11 protein-coding genes, 5 tRNA genes and 2 pseudogenes are annotated in these 15372 nt (G+C 69.1%); 10 read left to right on the plus strand and 8 right to left on the minus strand.

The window, feature by feature from the left end; translation table 11 throughout:
- The first annotated feature begins 1 nt into the window (after nucleotide 1).
- Nucleotides 2–633 (plus strand): annotated as a pseudogene (locus IF37_RS39050) (alpha/beta hydrolase).
- Between the two features lie 13 nt (nucleotides 634–646).
- On the opposite strand, the gene IF37_RS0105760 reads toward IF37_RS39050, so the two are convergent.
- Nucleotides 647–1246 carry a class I SAM-dependent methyltransferase gene (locus IF37_RS0105760; protein WP_030737150.1) on the minus strand — a complete coding sequence of 200 codons (600 nt, stop codon included), beginning with the start codon at nucleotides 1244–1246 and terminating at the stop codon, nucleotides 647–649.
- A gap of 161 nt (nucleotides 1247–1407) precedes the next feature.
- Nucleotides 1408–1836, minus strand: a complete 429-nt coding sequence (locus IF37_RS0105765; protein WP_030737152.1) for a PPOX class F420-dependent oxidoreductase — start codon at nucleotides 1834–1836, stop codon at nucleotides 1408–1410.
- A gap of 91 nt (nucleotides 1837–1927) precedes the next feature.
- Here IF37_RS0105765 and IF37_RS0105770 point away from each other — a divergent pair, with 91 nt between their 5' ends.
- Nucleotides 1928–2341, plus strand: a complete 414-nt coding sequence (locus tag IF37_RS0105770) for a roadblock/LC7 domain-containing protein (protein ID WP_030737155.1) — start codon at nucleotides 1928–1930, stop codon at nucleotides 2339–2341.
- Between the two features lie 126 nt (nucleotides 2342–2467).
- Entirely contained in the window at nucleotides 2468–3514 is a 1047-nt protein-coding gene (locus IF37_RS39055) for a DUF6397 family protein (RefSeq protein WP_253915653.1), read from the plus strand.
- Nucleotides 3515–3620: 106 nt separating this feature from the next.
- Here the strand turns inward: IF37_RS39055 and IF37_RS0105780 are convergent, their stop codons facing one another.
- Nucleotides 3621–4487 carry an acyl-CoA thioesterase II gene (locus IF37_RS0105780; protein WP_030737161.1) on the minus strand — a complete coding sequence of 289 codons (867 nt, stop codon included), beginning with the start codon at nucleotides 4485–4487 and terminating at the stop codon, nucleotides 3621–3623.
- 40 nt (nucleotides 4488–4527) lie between these two features.
- Complete coding sequence (locus IF37_RS0105785) at nucleotides 4528–7041, minus strand: RNA helicase (protein WP_030737163.1); 2514 nt, start codon at nucleotides 7039–7041, stop codon at nucleotides 4528–4530.
- 145 nt (nucleotides 7042–7186) lie between these two features.
- Between IF37_RS0105785 and IF37_RS0105790 the strand changes: the two genes are divergently transcribed.
- Nucleotides 7187–7981, plus strand: coding sequence for a metal-dependent hydrolase (locus IF37_RS0105790; protein ID WP_030737166.1), 795 nt, complete (start codon nucleotides 7187–7189; stop codon nucleotides 7979–7981).
- 14 nt (nucleotides 7982–7995) lie between these two features.
- On the opposite strand, the gene IF37_RS0105795 is transcribed toward IF37_RS0105790, so the two are convergent.
- The 4 genes and pseudogenes from IF37_RS0105795 to IF37_RS46335 all read right to left on the minus strand — a co-directional run.
- On the minus strand, nucleotides 7996–8259 hold the full coding sequence (locus tag IF37_RS0105795) for a type B 50S ribosomal protein L31 (RefSeq protein WP_030737169.1): 264 nt from the start codon (nucleotides 8257–8259) through the stop codon (nucleotides 7996–7998).
- 51 nt (nucleotides 8260–8310) lie between these two features.
- The gene (locus tag IF37_RS0105800) at nucleotides 8311–8781 is read right to left on the minus strand and encodes a DUF5709 domain-containing protein (protein WP_030737171.1); all 471 of its coding nucleotides are present in this window, start codon (nucleotides 8779–8781) and stop codon (nucleotides 8311–8313) included.
- A 384-nt stretch (nucleotides 8782–9165) separates the two neighbouring features.
- A complete protein-coding gene (locus tag IF37_RS0105805; protein ID WP_030737174.1) occupies nucleotides 9166–10983 on the minus strand; it encodes an ABC transporter ATP-binding protein in 1818 nt (605 codons plus the stop codon).
- Nucleotides 10980–11879: pseudogene (locus IF37_RS46335) on the minus strand (ATP-binding cassette domain-containing protein); the annotation flags it as partial. The pseudogene IF37_RS46335 and the gene IF37_RS0105805, both read right to left, overlap by 4 nt.
- A 97-nt stretch (nucleotides 11880–11976) precedes the next feature.
- Between IF37_RS46335 and IF37_RS41620 the strand changes: the two are divergent.
- From IF37_RS41620 to IF37_RS0105840, 6 genes are all read left to right on the plus strand, one after another.
- Nucleotides 11977–13527: a recombinase family protein gene (locus IF37_RS41620; RefSeq protein ID WP_301540312.1), complete on the plus strand. Its 1551-nt coding sequence runs from the start codon at nucleotides 11977–11979 to the stop codon at nucleotides 13525–13527.
- Between the two features lie 777 nt (nucleotides 13528–14304).
- Nucleotides 14305–14378 (plus strand) — tRNA-Asp (locus IF37_RS0105820).
- 75 nt (nucleotides 14379–14453) lie between these two features.
- Nucleotides 14454–14526, plus strand: a tRNA-Met gene (locus IF37_RS0105825).
- A 138-nt stretch (nucleotides 14527–14664) separates the two neighbouring features.
- A tRNA-Asn gene (locus tag IF37_RS0105830) sits at nucleotides 14665–14736 on the plus strand.
- Between the two features lie 241 nt (nucleotides 14737–14977).
- Nucleotides 14978–15051, plus strand: a tRNA-Lys gene (locus IF37_RS0105835).
- A gap of 201 nt (nucleotides 15052–15252) precedes the next feature.
- Nucleotides 15253–15334 (plus strand) — tRNA-Leu (locus IF37_RS0105840).
- Nucleotides 15335–15372: the final 38 nt, after the last annotated feature.

A 15372-nucleotide genomic window follows, 5' to 3' on the forward strand; every position in this document is an offset into this window, starting at 1 on the left:
CATCGCGGCCCGCCCGGAGCTCGCGGGTCGGCGGAGCCCGTTCGTGGACCTGCCCGGGCACGGAACGAGCGACCGGCCGCAGGGATTCGGATACACGTTGGACGACCGTGCCGACGCGCTCGCGGTCGCGTTGGACGCTGCCGGAGCCGCGGGCGCCGAACTGATCGCGCACAGCACGGGTGGTGCCGTGGCCATTGTCCTCGCTCACCGGCGGCCCGATCTCGTCTCCCGGCTGGTGCTGACGGAGGCCCGCCTGGACGCCTTCCCACCGACGACCACAGCCGGCAGCGCAATCACCGCGCATGGGGAGGGCGAGTTCGTCGAGAAGCAGTACGCGCGCGTGCTGGACGCCGTTGGACCACTATGGGCGGCCACCATGCGGCGGCCGACCCGCGCGCCCTGCATCGCAGTGCCGTCGGCCTCCGCCGGGGGTCGAGCCCGGTGATGCGTACGCTCCTGGAGGGACTGCCTGTGGACCGTGTCTTCCTCCAGGGCGAGCACAGCGGTGAACTCGCGGGCCGACGGCGCCTGGTAGCCGCCAGGGTGCGCGTGCTGACGGTGCCCGGCGCCGAGCACGACGTCATGTACGACAACCCCGACGCCTTCGCGGCAGCAGCCGCCGGAGCCGACTGATCCACGGCGTTCGTCAGTTCTCGCGCACCGCCAGAGCGAGGAAACGCGCGTCCTCGTCCACGTACGACGTCATGCGCCAGCCCGAACGGGTCAAGAGCGGCCGGAGGTTGGCCTCGGCCCGCAGGTCGTCGGGCGTGATCCGACGGCCCTGACGCGCGGCCAGGGCCGCACGCCCGATCGGATGGAAGAGGGCGAGTACGCCGCCCAGCCGCACGACGCGGGCCAGTTCTCGCAGGTTGTCCTCCGGACGCGGCAGGTGGGCGATGAGACCGGCCGCGAACACGGCGTCCAGACAGCCCGGGCGCAGCGGCAGCGCGACGACGTCCGCGAGGAGCAGCCGTCCGTCGCGGTGCCGGCCGGCCCGCACGGCCTCCTGGAGCATCGCCGGGGTCAGGTCCGCGCCCAGTACCACCCCTGACGGGCCCACGGCGGCCCGCAGCGGCGGCAGGGCCCGCCCCGTGCCGCAGCCCGCGTCCAGTACACGGTCCCCCTCGCGCAGCCCGAGGCGGGTCACGGCATCCGCGTACGCCGGGCCGTCGTCAGGGAACCGGCTGTCCCAGTCGGCGGCCCGGGCGGTGAAGAACTCCTGGACGTGCGTGTGATCGTCGCTCATGCACCGCATGATTCCCCACGCGAGGAGGGATGTGTACGCGCGCGAGTTCGAACGGGAGCGCGATCATTCCGTCGCGGACCTGGCACCAGCACGACATCCCGGCGGAACGCCGGGCGGACGCACCCGCCCGGCTCACGGACGCGCTGGGCCGAGCGCGGCACTCAGGCCGCGAGGTCCCGCACGGCCACCACCTTGTCGATCCGCACGCGCACGAGGAGTTCACCCGGTACGCCGTTGCGCGCGCCGTATTCCTCGGCCCGCTCCTCTCCCATGTAGCGGGCTGCGATCCGGGTCGCCCACAGACGCACCTCGGCCAGGTCCTCCGACACCTGGGCGCGGCCGTTCAGCACCACGAAGTGGTAGGGCGGACGGTCGTCGTCCACGCACAGGGCGACTCGGCCGTCACGCGCCAGATTGCGCCCCTTCACGGTGTCCTTGCCGGTGTTGAACACCAACTCGTCCCCGTCCAGGAGGAACCAGATCGGCGCCACGTGCGGGCTGCCGTCGGCACGAACCGTGGACAGCTTGCCGGTGCGAGTGCCGTCCGAGACGAACGCCCGCCATTCCTCATCGGTCATCTTCTCTGCCATGCCCCCATCCTGCTTGCCCGCACGCCGGTCGTGGGGAAGGCTGGCGGGGAGTTCCTCCAGCCAGGGGGAGACGTCGCACGGGGAGAGGGACATGGCGCAGAACCAGGGCCTCGGCTGGCTCTTGGACGATTTGACCGAACGAGTGGACCACGTCCGCCACGCGCTGGTCCTGTCGAACGACGGGTTGGTCACGGCTGCCAGTACGGGACTGCGCCGCGAGGACGCCGAGCACCTGGCCGCCGTGGCGTCCGGGCTGCACAGCCTGGCCAAGGGATCCGGACGTCACTTCGGCGCGGGCCGGGTCCGCCAGACGATGATCGAGTACGACGACGCCGTGCTGTTCGTGATGGCGGCCGGTACCGGCAGTTGTCTGTGCCTGCTGAGTGGCGCGGAGGCCGACATCGGTCAGATCGCCTATGAGATGACCCTGCTCGTCAACCGGGTCGGCGAACACCTCGGTGTCGACGTCAGGCAACCCGAACGAAGCCGGGAAGCGGACGCCTGACCTGCGTCTTTGCCTACCCCGGTTGAGTTATCCACAGGCCCGCCATGACATGTGACGAACCGGCTACGGTGGGTGCACGGCGAACGCACAGGGCGTGAGCCAAGAGCTCCACGGGGGAGTACGACCATGTCGGCCAACACCTTTGACCCACCCCGCCGCGACACCTGCGCGCCGAGCCGTGCCGCTCGTGAGCTGGGGCTCAAACGGGCTGAGCTGGACCTCGCCGTCCAACTCGGCCGCATCCGGACCGTGCCCGACGAGGGAGGCGGAGGGGGCCGTCGAGTGGAACACCTGGAGATCGACCGTCTCCGCGCACAGGACGGCTTCCCCGAGTCGCTCAAGGAGAGGGTGTGGGCCGTGGGCACGGCGGAGGGCGCCGCCCTCCTGGACATCCCGGTCGGCAGGTTCACCCGGCTCGCCCGTCTGGGCCTGCTCGTGCCCGTCGCCTTCTATCTCAACCGCTACCGCACGGTGGTCTGGCTCTATCTGGCAGAGGAACTGCGCCAGTTCGTCTCGGTCCCGGAGAACGCGCGACTGCTGAAGGGGCGCACCCCCGAGACGCTGCGGGGGCAACTGGCGGCCGGAGTGGACCTGCGGGCGCGCAACTGGCGCGGACGGCACATGGGATTCCTGCTGCGGCAGGCCGAGGACCCGTGGGCCCGCGCCGGAGCCGTGGCGGCTTTCCTGGCGCCCGTCGAGATCGCCGACGTCGTCAAGGACCCGTACGAACGCGCACACCTGAACCGGTTCCGGCCCGCGCCACCGGGGCACGGAGTCCCCGGTTCAGCCTCCGCACAGTTCGCCGAGCGGCTCATGACGGCGCGGGACGCGGACGAGATCGGCTGGCTGCGCAGCGACCTGGCGCGCTTGATCGAAGAGGCCCGCAGCACCGCACCCGCCCCTCGCCCTGGCGTCCGGCGCGTCGAGCCGCCGTTCCGCATGGTCGCACAGCCCATTCCCCCGATGGCCCGAACGGTCACCGGCCCCCGGGAAGAGCCGACAAGCCTCCCGGAACGGGCAGCGCGGGCCTCGGAGTCGGCGGTGCGGCCGACGACGTCACCGGTCGTCCGGAGCCACGGTCCGGCACGGCGCGCCCCCTCGCGGTCGGCGCGCGGTCTGCGGGCCTGGTTGCGGCGGAGAGGCCCGCGGCCCGCGGAGCCCGCGCGCGTGTGAGCGCTCGGTCGGGTTCGCGGCGGCAGACCCCTGGCGTCAGGCCCTCGGCGTCTGGCTGGTGAGGCCGGACCCTCGATTGCCGGGTGGCGAGGCGTCCGACCGGGGACTACAGGGCCCGGAACAGGCCCTCCTGGACGACCGAGACGAGTAGCCGTCCGTGCAGGTCGTAGATGCGCCCACGGGCCAGCCCACGCCCACCGGTGATGATCGGGGACTCCTGGTCGTACAGAAACCACTCGTCCGCGCGAAAGGGCCGGTGGAACCACATGGCGTGGTCCAGCGAGGCCATGTCGAAGTTGCGCGGACCCCACAGGGGCTCCACCGGGATGCGGACCGCGTCCAGGAGGGTCATGTCACTGGCGTAGGTCAGCGCGCACGTGTGCACCAGGGGGTCGTCCCCGAGCGGTCCGACCGCGCGCATCCACACGGCACTGCGCGGCTCGGCACCCTCGATCTCCTCGGCGGTCCAGCGCAATCGGTCGACGTAACGGATGTCGAAGGGCTGGCGGCGTGCCATCCGTTCCAACTGCTCCGGCACCGAACCCAGTTGCTTGCGGATCTCCTCGGAGACCGTCGGCAGTGAATCCGGGTCCGCCACCTCGCGGGCCGGCGGCAGCTGGTGCTCGAAAGGTCCTTCCTCAGGCTTGTGAAAGGAGGCGGTCAGATTGAAGATCGTGCGGCCCTGCTGCACGGCCGTGACCCGGCGCGTCGTGAAGGAGCGCCCGTCACGGACCCGTTCCACCTGGTACACGATCGGCACGCCCGGCCGGCCCGGCCGCAGGAAGTACGCGTGCAGCGAGTGCACGGGGCGCTCGCCGTCCGTGGTGCGGCCCGCGGCGACCAGCGCCTGTCCCGCCACCTGGCCACCGAAGACCCGCTGGAGGGACTCCTGCGGGCTGCGGCCACGGAAGATGTTGACCTCGATCTGTTCCAGGTCGAGCAGGTCGACCAGCCTCTCGGCCGGGTTCGTCATCGGCGGGATTCTCCTTGGCTCGCCACTGGTCGTGAACGGCTCACAGCTGTCCGACGTCGGTGACGCGGACGACCGCACGGCCCTCGGTGTCGGAGGCCGCCAGGTCGACCTCCGCGCTGATGCCCCAGTCGTGGTCGCCGTTCGGGTCGTCGAAGATCTGGCGGACGCGCCAGAGGCCGTTCTCCGGCTCCTCCTTGATGACCAGCAGCTTGGGGCCGCGGGCGTCGGGGCCGGTGCCGAGGTCCTCGTACTCGTCCCAGTACCTGTCCATCGCCTCGCCCCACGCGTCGGCGTCCCAGCCGGACTCGGCGTCCAGCTCGCCCAGTTCCTCGACCTGGTCCAGGGCGGCCAGCTCCACGCGGCGGAACATGGCGTTGCGCACGAGGACACGGAAGGCTCGGGCGTTGGTCGTGACCGGCTTCACCTCGTCCGCCTTCTCCTGGGCCTGCTCGGCGGTCATCTCCTCCGGGTTGGCGAGCTGCTCCCACTCGTCCAGCAGACTGGAGTCCACCTGGCGCACCATCTCGCCCAGCCACTCGATCAGGTCCTGGAGGTCCTCGGACTTCAGGTCGTCCGGGATGGTGTGGTCCAGGGTCTTGTAGGCGCTGGCGAGGTAGCGCAGCACGATGCCCTCGGTGCGGGCCAGCTCGTAGAAGGACACCAGCTCTGTGAAGGACAGCGCCCGCTCGTACATGTCCCGGACCACCGACTTCGGCGACAGCGGGTGGTCGCCGACCCACGGGTGGCTCTTGCGGTAGGTGTCGTAGGCGTGGAAGAGCAGCTCTTCCAGGGGCTTCGGGTACGTGATGTCCTGGAGGCGCTCCATGCGCTCCTCGTACTCGACCCCGTCCGCCTTCATCGCGGCCACGGCCTCGCCGCGCGCCTTGTTCTGCTGGGCGACGAGGATCTGCCGCGGGTCGTCCAGGGTGGACTCGACGACGGAGACCATGTCGAGGGCGTAGGACGGCGACTCCGGATCGAGGAGTTCGAACGAGGCCAGGGCGAACGTGGACAGCGGCTGGTTCAGGGCGAAGTCCTGCTGGAGGTCGACTGTGAGCCGGACGATACGGCCCTCGGCGTCCGGCTTGTCGAGTTTCTCCACGATCCCGCCGTCCAGCAGCGAACGGTAGATCGCGATGGCCCGGCGGATGTGCCTCAGCTGCTGCTTGCGCGGCTCGTGGTTGTCCTCCAGGAGGTGGCGCATCGCCTCGAACGCGTTGCCGGGGCGGGCGATCACCGACAGCAGCATCGTGTGCGTCACCCGGAAACGCGACGTCAGCGGCTCCGGCTCCGACTCGATCAGCTTCTGGAAGGTGTTCTCCGTCCAGCCGACGAAGCCCTCCGGCGCCTTCTTGCGCACCACCTTGCGACGCTTCTTGGGATCGTCGCCCGCCTTCGCCAGTGCCTTCTCGTTCTCGATGACGTGCTCCGGCGCCTGCGCGACCACGAGCCCCGCGGTGTCGAAACCGGCCCGTCCGGCCCGCCCCGCGATCTGGTGGAACTCACGGGCCCGCAGCGTACGCACCCGGCTGCCGTCGTACTTGGTGAGCGCCGTGAACATCACCGTGCGGATGGGCACGTTGACGCCCACGCCGAGCGTGTCCGTGCCGCAGATGACCTTCAGCAGCCCGGCCTGCGCCAGCTTCTCCACCAGGCGCCGGTACTTGGGCAGCATGCCGGCGTGGTGCACGCCGATGCCGTGCCGTACGTAACGGGAGAGGTTACGGCCGAACTTGGTGGTGAAGCGGAAGTTGCCGATCAGCTCGGCGATCCGGTCCTTCTCCTCGCGCGAACTCATGTTGATGCTCATCAGCGCCTGCGCCCGCTCCACGGCCTGCGCCTGCGTGAAGTGCACGATGTACACGGGGGCCTGCTTGGTCTCCAGCAGGTCGGTGAGCGTCTCGGTGAGCGGGGTCAGCTTGTACTCGTAGGACAGCGGCACCGGGCGGGTCGCCGAGCGGACCACCGAGGTCGGGCGGCCGGTGCGGCGAGTGAGATCCTTCTCGAAGAAGGACACATCGCCCAGAGTGGCCGACATCAGGATGAACTGCGCCTGGGGGAGCTCCAGCAGCGGGATCTGCCAGGCCCAGCCCCGGTCGCCCTCGGCATAGAAATGGAACTCGTCCATGACGACCTGTCCGACGTCCGCGTCTTTGCCGTCCCGCAGCGCGATCGACGCCAGCACCTCGGCGGTGCAGCAGATGACGGGCGCGTCGGCGTTCACGGAAGCGTCACCGGTGAGCATGCCGACGTTCTCGGTGCCGAAGAGCTTGCACAGCTCGAAGAACTTCTCCGACACCAGGGCCTTGATCGGAGCCGTGTAGAAGGTGACCTCGTCCCGGGCCAGCGCGGCGAAGTGCGCGCCTGCCGCGATCATGCTCTTGCCGGAACCGGTGGGCGTCGAGACGATCACGTTCGCGCCGGAGACCACCTCGATCAGCGCCTCCTCCTGGTGGGGATAGAGGGTGAGACCGCGCTCCTGCGCCCAGGACTCGAAGGCTTCGTAGAGGGCGTCGGGGTCGGCGGTCGGCGGCAGCTGATCGATGAGGGTCACGCCCCCATCTTGCCTGGCCCGCCGCCCGAGCGGGGAATCGGCTGCGGATACGAAGATCATGACGGCTACGCTGTGTCGCCGGCGCGACGTCGGCGCACCAGGTCAACTGGACAGCGGCACACGAGGAATGGGGCGGGAAGCGGCCATGATGGGACCAGCACACTCACTGTCGGGGGCCGCGGCCTGGCTGGGCGTCGGAGCGGCCGCGGCGGCAGCGGGGCATCCGATGCCCTGGCCGGTCCTCCTCTGCGGCGCCCTGATCTGCGCCGGCGCCGCACTCGCCCCGGACCTCGACCACAAGGCCGCCACCATCTCGCGGGCCTTCGGGCCGATCTCCCGCTGGATCTGCGAGATCGTGGACAAACTGTCGTACGCCGTCTACAAGGCGACCCGGAAGCAGGGCGACCCACGTCGCTCCGGCGGGCACCGCACGCTGACGCACACCTGGGTGTGGGCGGTCCTGATCGGCGCGGGTTGTTCCGCCGCCGCGATCACCGGGGGCCGCTGGGCGGTGCTGGGGATCCTCTTCGTGCACATGGTGCTCGCGATCGAAGGTCTGCTGTGGCGGGCGGCACGCGGTTCCAGCAGCGACGTCCTGGTCTGGCTGCTGGCGGCGACCAGCGCGTGGATCATCGCGGGAGTGCTGGACAAGCCGGGCCATGGGTCGGACTGGCTGTTCAGCGCGCCCGGGCAGGAGTATCTGTGGCTGGGGCTGCCGATCGTGCTGGGCGCGCTGGTGCACGACATCGGCGACGCGCTGACCGTGTCCGGTTGCCCGATCCTGTGGCCGATCCCGGTGGGCCGCAAGCGCTGGTACCCGCTGGGGCCGCCGAAGGCGATGCGGTTCCGGGCGGGCAGCTGGGTCGAGCTGAAGGTGCTGATGCCGGTGTTCATGCTGCTCGGCGGGGTGGGCTGCGCCGCGGCCCTCAACGTGATCTGACGGAGCCCTCCGGATCAGCCCGGCTCGCCGGCGTCCGCCCCGCCGTACCGGCGCTCGAAGCGGGCGATGCGGCCCTCGGTGTCGACCGTGCGGGCCTTGCCCGTGTAGAAGGGGTGGCTCTCCGAGGAGATCTCCACATCGATCACCGGGTAGGTCTGGCCGTCGTCCCACTCGATGGTCTGCTCGCTCCGCGCGGTGGACCTGGTCAGGAAGGCGTACCCGGCGGCACGGTCGCGGAAGACCACGGGGTGGTAGTCGGGGTGCTTGTCCTGCTGCATGGCGGCTCCTCGGGCCGGGGGATCGGAACAGCGGCATCCGGATGGCCCGGCTCAGCCGGGCAGGGAATCCTCGTCGACGACGTGCATCGCGGCCTCCTCGGCGGAGGCGGCGGCCCCGTCGATACCGACGTCGGTGGCGACGAGAGCGGCCTCCTCGTCCTCGTGCGCCCCCTCGTCGGGGGCCACCAGCCGGCCGGAGCGGAAGTTGCCGACCTCGTTGTCCAGAAGCTCGCCGTCCGTGCTGTCGCAGTCGCCGATACCGTCGCCGTCGGGCGGGGAGAGATCGGGCTGCTCCTCGGCGAGCCGCTGGTCGAGAGTCTCGCCCGCCTGCCGTTCGGCCGCCGTCACGCCGATGTGTTCCACCGCCCACGGTCGCTCCGGAGGGGACCAGCCGCGATCGAGCGGTTCGGCGACGCCGTCGAAGTCCAGTGTGTCCTCGACGTCGAGCACCCCCGTGTCCTCCGGGATCTCCGAGGGATCGGGCTGGTAGACGTCGTCCCCCCAGCCGTCGGCGCTGTCCACGACTACCTCCAGGTGGTGAGGGCGGCCGGGTGCCGCCCCAGCGGGCGGCGGGCCGTCGGCACGCGCACACGAGTCGCGCACCGTGAACCACCTGGTCCCCGGACGCGCCCCGAGCCGCTGCCGCTTTCCAGCCTTCCACCCTCGATCGGCACCGCGCAACGCCACGGGCCCGGGCGCGGGCGCGGAATGCCGCGACGAGCCCCGTCGGAACGCGCCGGGCACCGGCCGGTGGCAGACGGGCGGCCCCGCGCCTCGTTTCCCCGGGGCCCGGCGGCGGGTGCGCCTGCCGGACCGGTACCGGAACCCGCAGCCGGACGCGTGGGCGCCCGCGACCGGACGGTGCCGGCCACCGCGGGCGCGGCCACCGGCGCCCCCGGCCGACGGTCACCCGTGCCAGGACCGCCACAGTGCCGCGTAGGCCCCCTGTGCCGCGACCAGCTCGTCGTGGCTGCCCAGCTCGCTGATCCGGCCGTTCTCCACGACGGCGATCACGTCGGCGTCATGGGCGGTGTGCAGCCGGTGGGCGATGGCCACCACGGTGCGGCCGTCGAGCACACGTGCCAGGGAGCGCTCCAGATGGCGGGCCGCGCGCGGGTCGAGCAGCGAGGTCGCCTCGTCCAGCACCAGCGTGTGGGGATCGGCCAGCACCAGCCGGGCCAGCGCGATCTGCTGCGCCTGCGCCGGCGTCAGCGCGAGGCCGCCGGAGCCCACCTCGGTGTCCAGGCCGTCGTCCAGCGCCCGCGCCCACCCGTCCGCGTCGACCGCGCCCAGGGCCGCCCACAGCTCGGCGTCGTGACTGCCGACGGTGCTCTCCCCGTCCGGGTGCGACCGAGGACGGGGGAGGGCCAGCAGCAGGTTGTCGCGCAGCGAGCCCACGAAGACGTGGTGCTCCTGGTTGACGAGGGCGACGTGCGAGCGGACGCGTTCGGCGGGCATCCGGGACAGCTCCGCGCCGCCCAGCGTGATCCGGCCGTCCCGGGGCGCGTAGATTCCGGCGAGCAGCCGCCCCAGCGTGGACTTGCCCGCTCCGGAGGGGCCGACCAGGGCGAGCCGGGTGCCCGGAGCGACCTCCAGGGACACCCTGCGCAGCACGTCGACACCCTCGCGGTAGCCGAAGTGCACCCGGTCGGCGTGCACGACCCGGCCGTCGGGCGCCAGCGCCGCGTCCCCGGCGTCCGGCTCGATGTCCCGCACACCGACCAGGCGGGCCAGCGACACCTGGGCGACCTGTACCTCGTCGTACCAGCGCAGGATGAGGTTCACCGGATCGACGAGCATCTGGGCGATGAGCGCCCCGGTGGTCAGCTGACCCACCCCGATCCAGCCCCGCAGCACCAACACCCCGCCGACCATCAGGACCGAGCCGAGCACGAGGAGGTGGACGGTGTTGATGACCGGGAAGAGCACCGAGCGCAGCCACAATGTGTAGCGTTCCCATGCCGTCCATTCCGCGATCCGCCGCTCCGACAGGGCCACACGGCGCTCACCGAGGCGGTGCGCCTCGATGGTGTGGCCGGCGTCCACGGTCTCGGCGAGCGCTGCGGCGACGGCGGCGTACCCGGCGGCCTCCGAGCGGTAGCCGGACGGTGCCCGCTTGAAGTACCAGCGACAGCCGATCACCAGCACGGGCGAGGCGAGCAGTACGGCGGCGGCCAGCGGCGGGGCCGTCACGACCAGCCCGCCGAGCAGCAGCAGCGCCCACACGGCACCGATGGCCAGCTGCGGCACCGCCTCGCGCATGGCGTTGGCCAGCCGGTCGATGTCCGTGGTGATGCGGGAGAGCAGGTCGCCGGTGCCCGCTCGTTCCAGCACGCCCGGCGGCAGCCCGACGGATCGCACGAGGAAGTCCTCGCGCAGGTCGGCCAGCATCCGCTCACCGAGCACCGCGCCCCGCAGCCGCACCTGTCGTACGAACACGGCCTGCACGGTGAGCGCGAGGACGAACAGCCCGGCGGTCAGGCCCACGTGCAGCTCCGCCGCCCGGTCCGTCACCCGCTCGACCAGGCCGCCGAGCAGGTACGGACCCGCCATGGAGGCGACCACGGCCACCGTGTTGACGGTGATGAGCAGCAGGAAGGCCCGGCGGTGCCGGCGGAACAGCTCGGTGACGTAGGCACGCACGGTCGAGGCGGCGCCGACGGGCAGGGTGGTGGCGGTCGTCGGGGCCGCCGGGTCGTATGCCGGCGGCGCAACGCCGATCATGCGTTCTCCTCGATCTCGTCCAGCTCCTGGAGCGCGTCCAGCAGGATGCCTTCACCGGCGGCGGTCAGTTCCTCGTCGGTCTCACGGGTCACCACGGCCCGGTACCGCGGCTCGCGCTCGACCAGCTCGCGGTGCGTGCCGACGGCGACGACATCGCCCTCGTGCACCAGGGCGACCCGGTCCGCCCGGTCGAGGAGCAGCGGCGAGGAGGTGAACACCACCGTGGTCCGTCCCGACCGCAGCCGGCGCAGCCCGTCCGCGATGCGGGCCTCGGTGTGTGAGTCCACCGCGGAGGTCGGTTCGTCCAGCACCAGCACCTCCGGATCGGTGATCAGCGACCTGGCGAGCGCGAGCCGCTGGCGCTGGCCGCCGGACAGGGAGCGTCCCCGCTCGGTGATGCGGGCGTCCATCGGGTCGGCTGCGCCCAGCGAACCCTGCACCAGCGCGTCCAGCACGTCCGCGCACTGCGCCGCCGCCAACGCGTCCGCGGCCGGCACCGTGCCGGACGAGGGCACGTCGAGCAGCTCGCGCAGCGTGCCGGAGAGCAGCACCGGGTCCTTGTCCTGGACGAGGACGGCGGTCCGGGCGCTGTCGAGGGGCAGCTCGTCCAGCGGTACTCCGCCCAGCAGTACCGACCGGTCCGGCTCCGATGGGTGGCCGCCCAGCCGCTCGGCGAGCCGGCCCGCGGCGTCCGGGTCACCGCACACCACGGCGGTGAACCGGCCGGCGGGAGCGAGCAGACCGGTCACGGGGTCGTACAGGTCACCGCCCGGAACCTCGGCCCCGCGACCGCCGTCGGTGGCCGTGGACCGCTCCAGCGAGAGCACGCGCGCGGCGCGCTTGGCCGAGGGACGGGAGAAGGAGTAGGCCATGGCGATCTCCTCGAAGTGCCCGAGGGAAAGTAGTAGTCTGGTCAGGTGCTTCTGACTAGGGAGGGACGTTGAAGCGCGACGACTACGAAACCCTCAAGGCTCTTGGCCACCAGAACGGCTCATTGAAGCCTATCTAAGGCGCAGCAAGAAGCGGGAAGACCTTGCCACCATGCGCCAGCACCTTCGGGACATCGTCCGGCATCGCTGGCCGGAAGGCTGGCAGATTCGGCATGTCTGGTTCGAACAGTTGTCCGCATCCAAGTCGTACATCCGGCGCATTGAGTTCGAGAAAGCGACGGAAGCCGTTCTAACTGACGGACTGTCAAAAACGCTGGCATTCTGGAAGACGGACAGGTTTGACCGGCGCGGCATGGGCGCGGTTGGTCGGATGCTGGATGAGTTCGACCGGCGGAAGGCTGGCCTGGTCTCTACCACTGAGGGGCTTGACAGTCGCCAGCCGGGCGCACGCATAGTCTTCGCCATCCTGAGCGAGCGCGCCCGGGAAGAAGCCAAGGATATTGCCCTTCGGGTCAACACGGGCCACGAAGCTCATCGGCTTGAGGGCAGGAGGGGAACCGGGCTACCGCCGTATGGCCTCATGAGCCCCCGACTGGCAGATGGCAAGCCAAGTGGACTGGTGGCCCCTAACCCGCTGGAGTACCCGGGAGCGCGTCGGCTGGTTGATCTTATGGTCGGCAAGTACGAGACCGAAGACGGAAAGCCGGGAGAGAAGTTGAGTGGTACTGCGGCGGGAATAAAACTCAACCAAGAAGGATTCCGCACGCGTACGGGAGCCGAGTTCACCCCTGAGACCGTCAGCCGAATCGTGCAAAGTCCCCTCTTCGCCGGCATGGTCCCACGCACGGAACGGGTTCTAGACGAGTACGGCCAGCCCACGGGTAAATGGGTGAATACCCAGGAACCCCTATTGGATGAGAACAGTGACCCAGTTCGCTGTGGTGAGGGTGTAGCCACCGTATCTGAGTGGTACGAGATCAAGGCCGGATACGCTGAGCGTCGTTCTGCTGATGGCACCAGGGGTAGGCGTGACGCTGAATACCTTGGAACGGGCTTCGTGCACTGCCACATGTGCAGAGGGTGGATGCGCCACCACAGGGGCTATTACCGGTGCGTGAACCGTTCGAGCAAGGGCACATGCAAGGGCATCAGCACCAGGGCGCCACGGCTGGAACACGCCCTCAAGGAAGCATTCATCAGCCACGTTACAGCCCTCGACCCTACCGATCGCGTATTGCACGTCATCGCACGGCGCTGGCTGTCTCTCTCAGACCCGGAGCGCAAGGCACAGCGGGAACATGCCGAAGCATCACTCAAAGCCGCTCAGGCGCGCGTCAAGAAGCTGGAAGACGACTATTACGTGTACGGAAAGATGAGCGAAGAGCGATACGAGGAACTGAGTAACGCGCAGCGCCTGACCATCAAAACCATGACCACTAAGCTGGAAGAACTAGGGGAAGAAGAAGGGGACTTGACTGTCCTTATGGACCATGCAGCACTTAGGGAAGCATGGGACGATGCCACTATTGGCACAAGGCGCATGCTGCTGAAGAGTGCACTAAACGCGGTGTACGTCCTTCCAGCGAAGGGCAGGGGAGATCACACCCCGATTGAGGATCGGCTGACCGAATGGGACTGGGTGAGCGCAGCATGAGTGGCAGCAAGACGTGCACTAAGTGCCATCAGTCAAAGCCGCTAGCTGAATTCCCCCCGGATAATCGCCGGAAGGGAGGGCGACAGAGTCAGTGCCGAAAGTGCAAGGCAAAAGATCAGGCTGAGCGCCGGTCAGAGCAGACAGCCGAAGAGAAGGCGGAAGCGCAAGCCGCGTATCGGGCCGGCATGCGTGACTTCCGATGTGCCATCTGCGGCACGCCTATCTCGGATCAGCACGGCATCTGCGTCACCTGCCAGGAATGCGTAGACGTATTGGGAGGGCTCGAAGGGGTCAGGAAGGCGGTCCGGGCTGTGCGGTACCTGACGGAGCGCGCCGGCCGCTGAGGGCGAGAGGTAAGCCACCTGGGGCGTTCACTGGCTACGGCTGGTGGGCGCCCTTCGGCGTGTCAGCGGGCATGAGCGGGTGGAGTGCCCACACCCTGACCTGCCTAAATGTAGAAGTGTAGTTTCAGATACACCCCCCGTAATAGCTATGGGTTTCTAAGGGGATACCCGGCTCAGCCTGCCCATCTACACTTCTACACTCCAGCCCCAAAATCAGCGGCTTTCCACTCCGACGGGTCAGGCATTCGACTCACTAGATAAGGGGTGAAGCAAGATGATCCCGCGCACCTATCACAGACACGATGTCAGGCGGACCGTTGGCCTTGCTCAGCTCCCTGTTGCTCCCCTGCCTCTCTCCCAGGGTTGTAGTACAGGGCGCGCTTCGCGCTAGGACCAGCCACTTGCGGCGCGTCCCAGAATGCGCGAAGCGCCTGCCCCGTTCGTCTAGTGGTCTAAGGCGCCGCCTTGTCAAGGCGGATATCACCGGTTCGAATCCGGTACGGGGCGCGGCGTAGCCAAAGGGCCGGTGCAGGTGTGGAAGCCTGTTACTGTAAGCGGGATTGACTGCCCCGCACGCGCAGTGCCAGTCAAGCCCAGTGGGATGGGCGCCGGTCTCATAAGCCGGAAGTTCCTGGTTCGAATCCAGGGGTTGGCACTGGTCCCGACAATAGCGCCTGACCGCGCAACGATAGGGACAAGGGGTAAGCACTGTTTGTGCTCTGGCCCTAGTAGCTTCGTCTAGTCAGCGAAGCGAATCGGCCGGCGGATGGGTTGAATTCCCATTACCCCGTTTTGGCTTGTGGCGCAACGGCAGCGCATCCGGTTGTTACCCGGGGGGTTCCTGGTTCGAATCCAGGCAGGCCAGCAAGGCGCAAGTTCCCTGGGGGCGGGTTGGTGTCCGGGCGGTTCGATTCCGCACAGTCTTGCGCTTCACCACTTCCCTTTTCGGAGCATCGTGCGGGCTTCGCCATGTGTTTGCGCAGCATTGGTACCGGTTCGAAACCGGGAGAAGGGGCGCTAGGGACCCGCCAGACTGGCTATGGGATGGGCGCCGGATGGCTCCATGCGGGTGCACGGGCAATGCCCGTAGGCAAGGCCAGTAACTTAGGTCAGTAGCTCAATTGGTAAGAGCGCTGGACTCTTAATCCGGTGGCTGTGGGTTCAAGTCCCACCTGACCTACACATCTGGGATGGCAGGGCGGGTAGCGCTGCCCACTAGCGAAGCCCAGTGGCTTGGGGTGCATAGCTGTGCATTAGCCCGCGAAGCCGTTTGCTGCGCAACATACGTACGGAGTCCTGGTGTACGGCGTAACCAGGGTGCCCGCAAGGTACGGCCGCTGAGGTGGCATGGGTTCGAATCCCGACTACGTGCGCAGCACTCCCGTTGATGGTGGAATGGTATACACGGCAGGCTTAGACCCTGTTGCCCATTGGGCTTGGGGGTTCGAATCCCTCTCAGCGGACTACGCTGGCGCGCACAGGATAAGACCTGAGGTCCCTT

Source organism: Streptomyces sp. NRRL S-31 (genome assembly GCF_000718775.1).
Classification (GTDB): Bacteria; Actinomycetota; Actinomycetes; order Streptomycetales; family Streptomycetaceae; genus Streptomyces.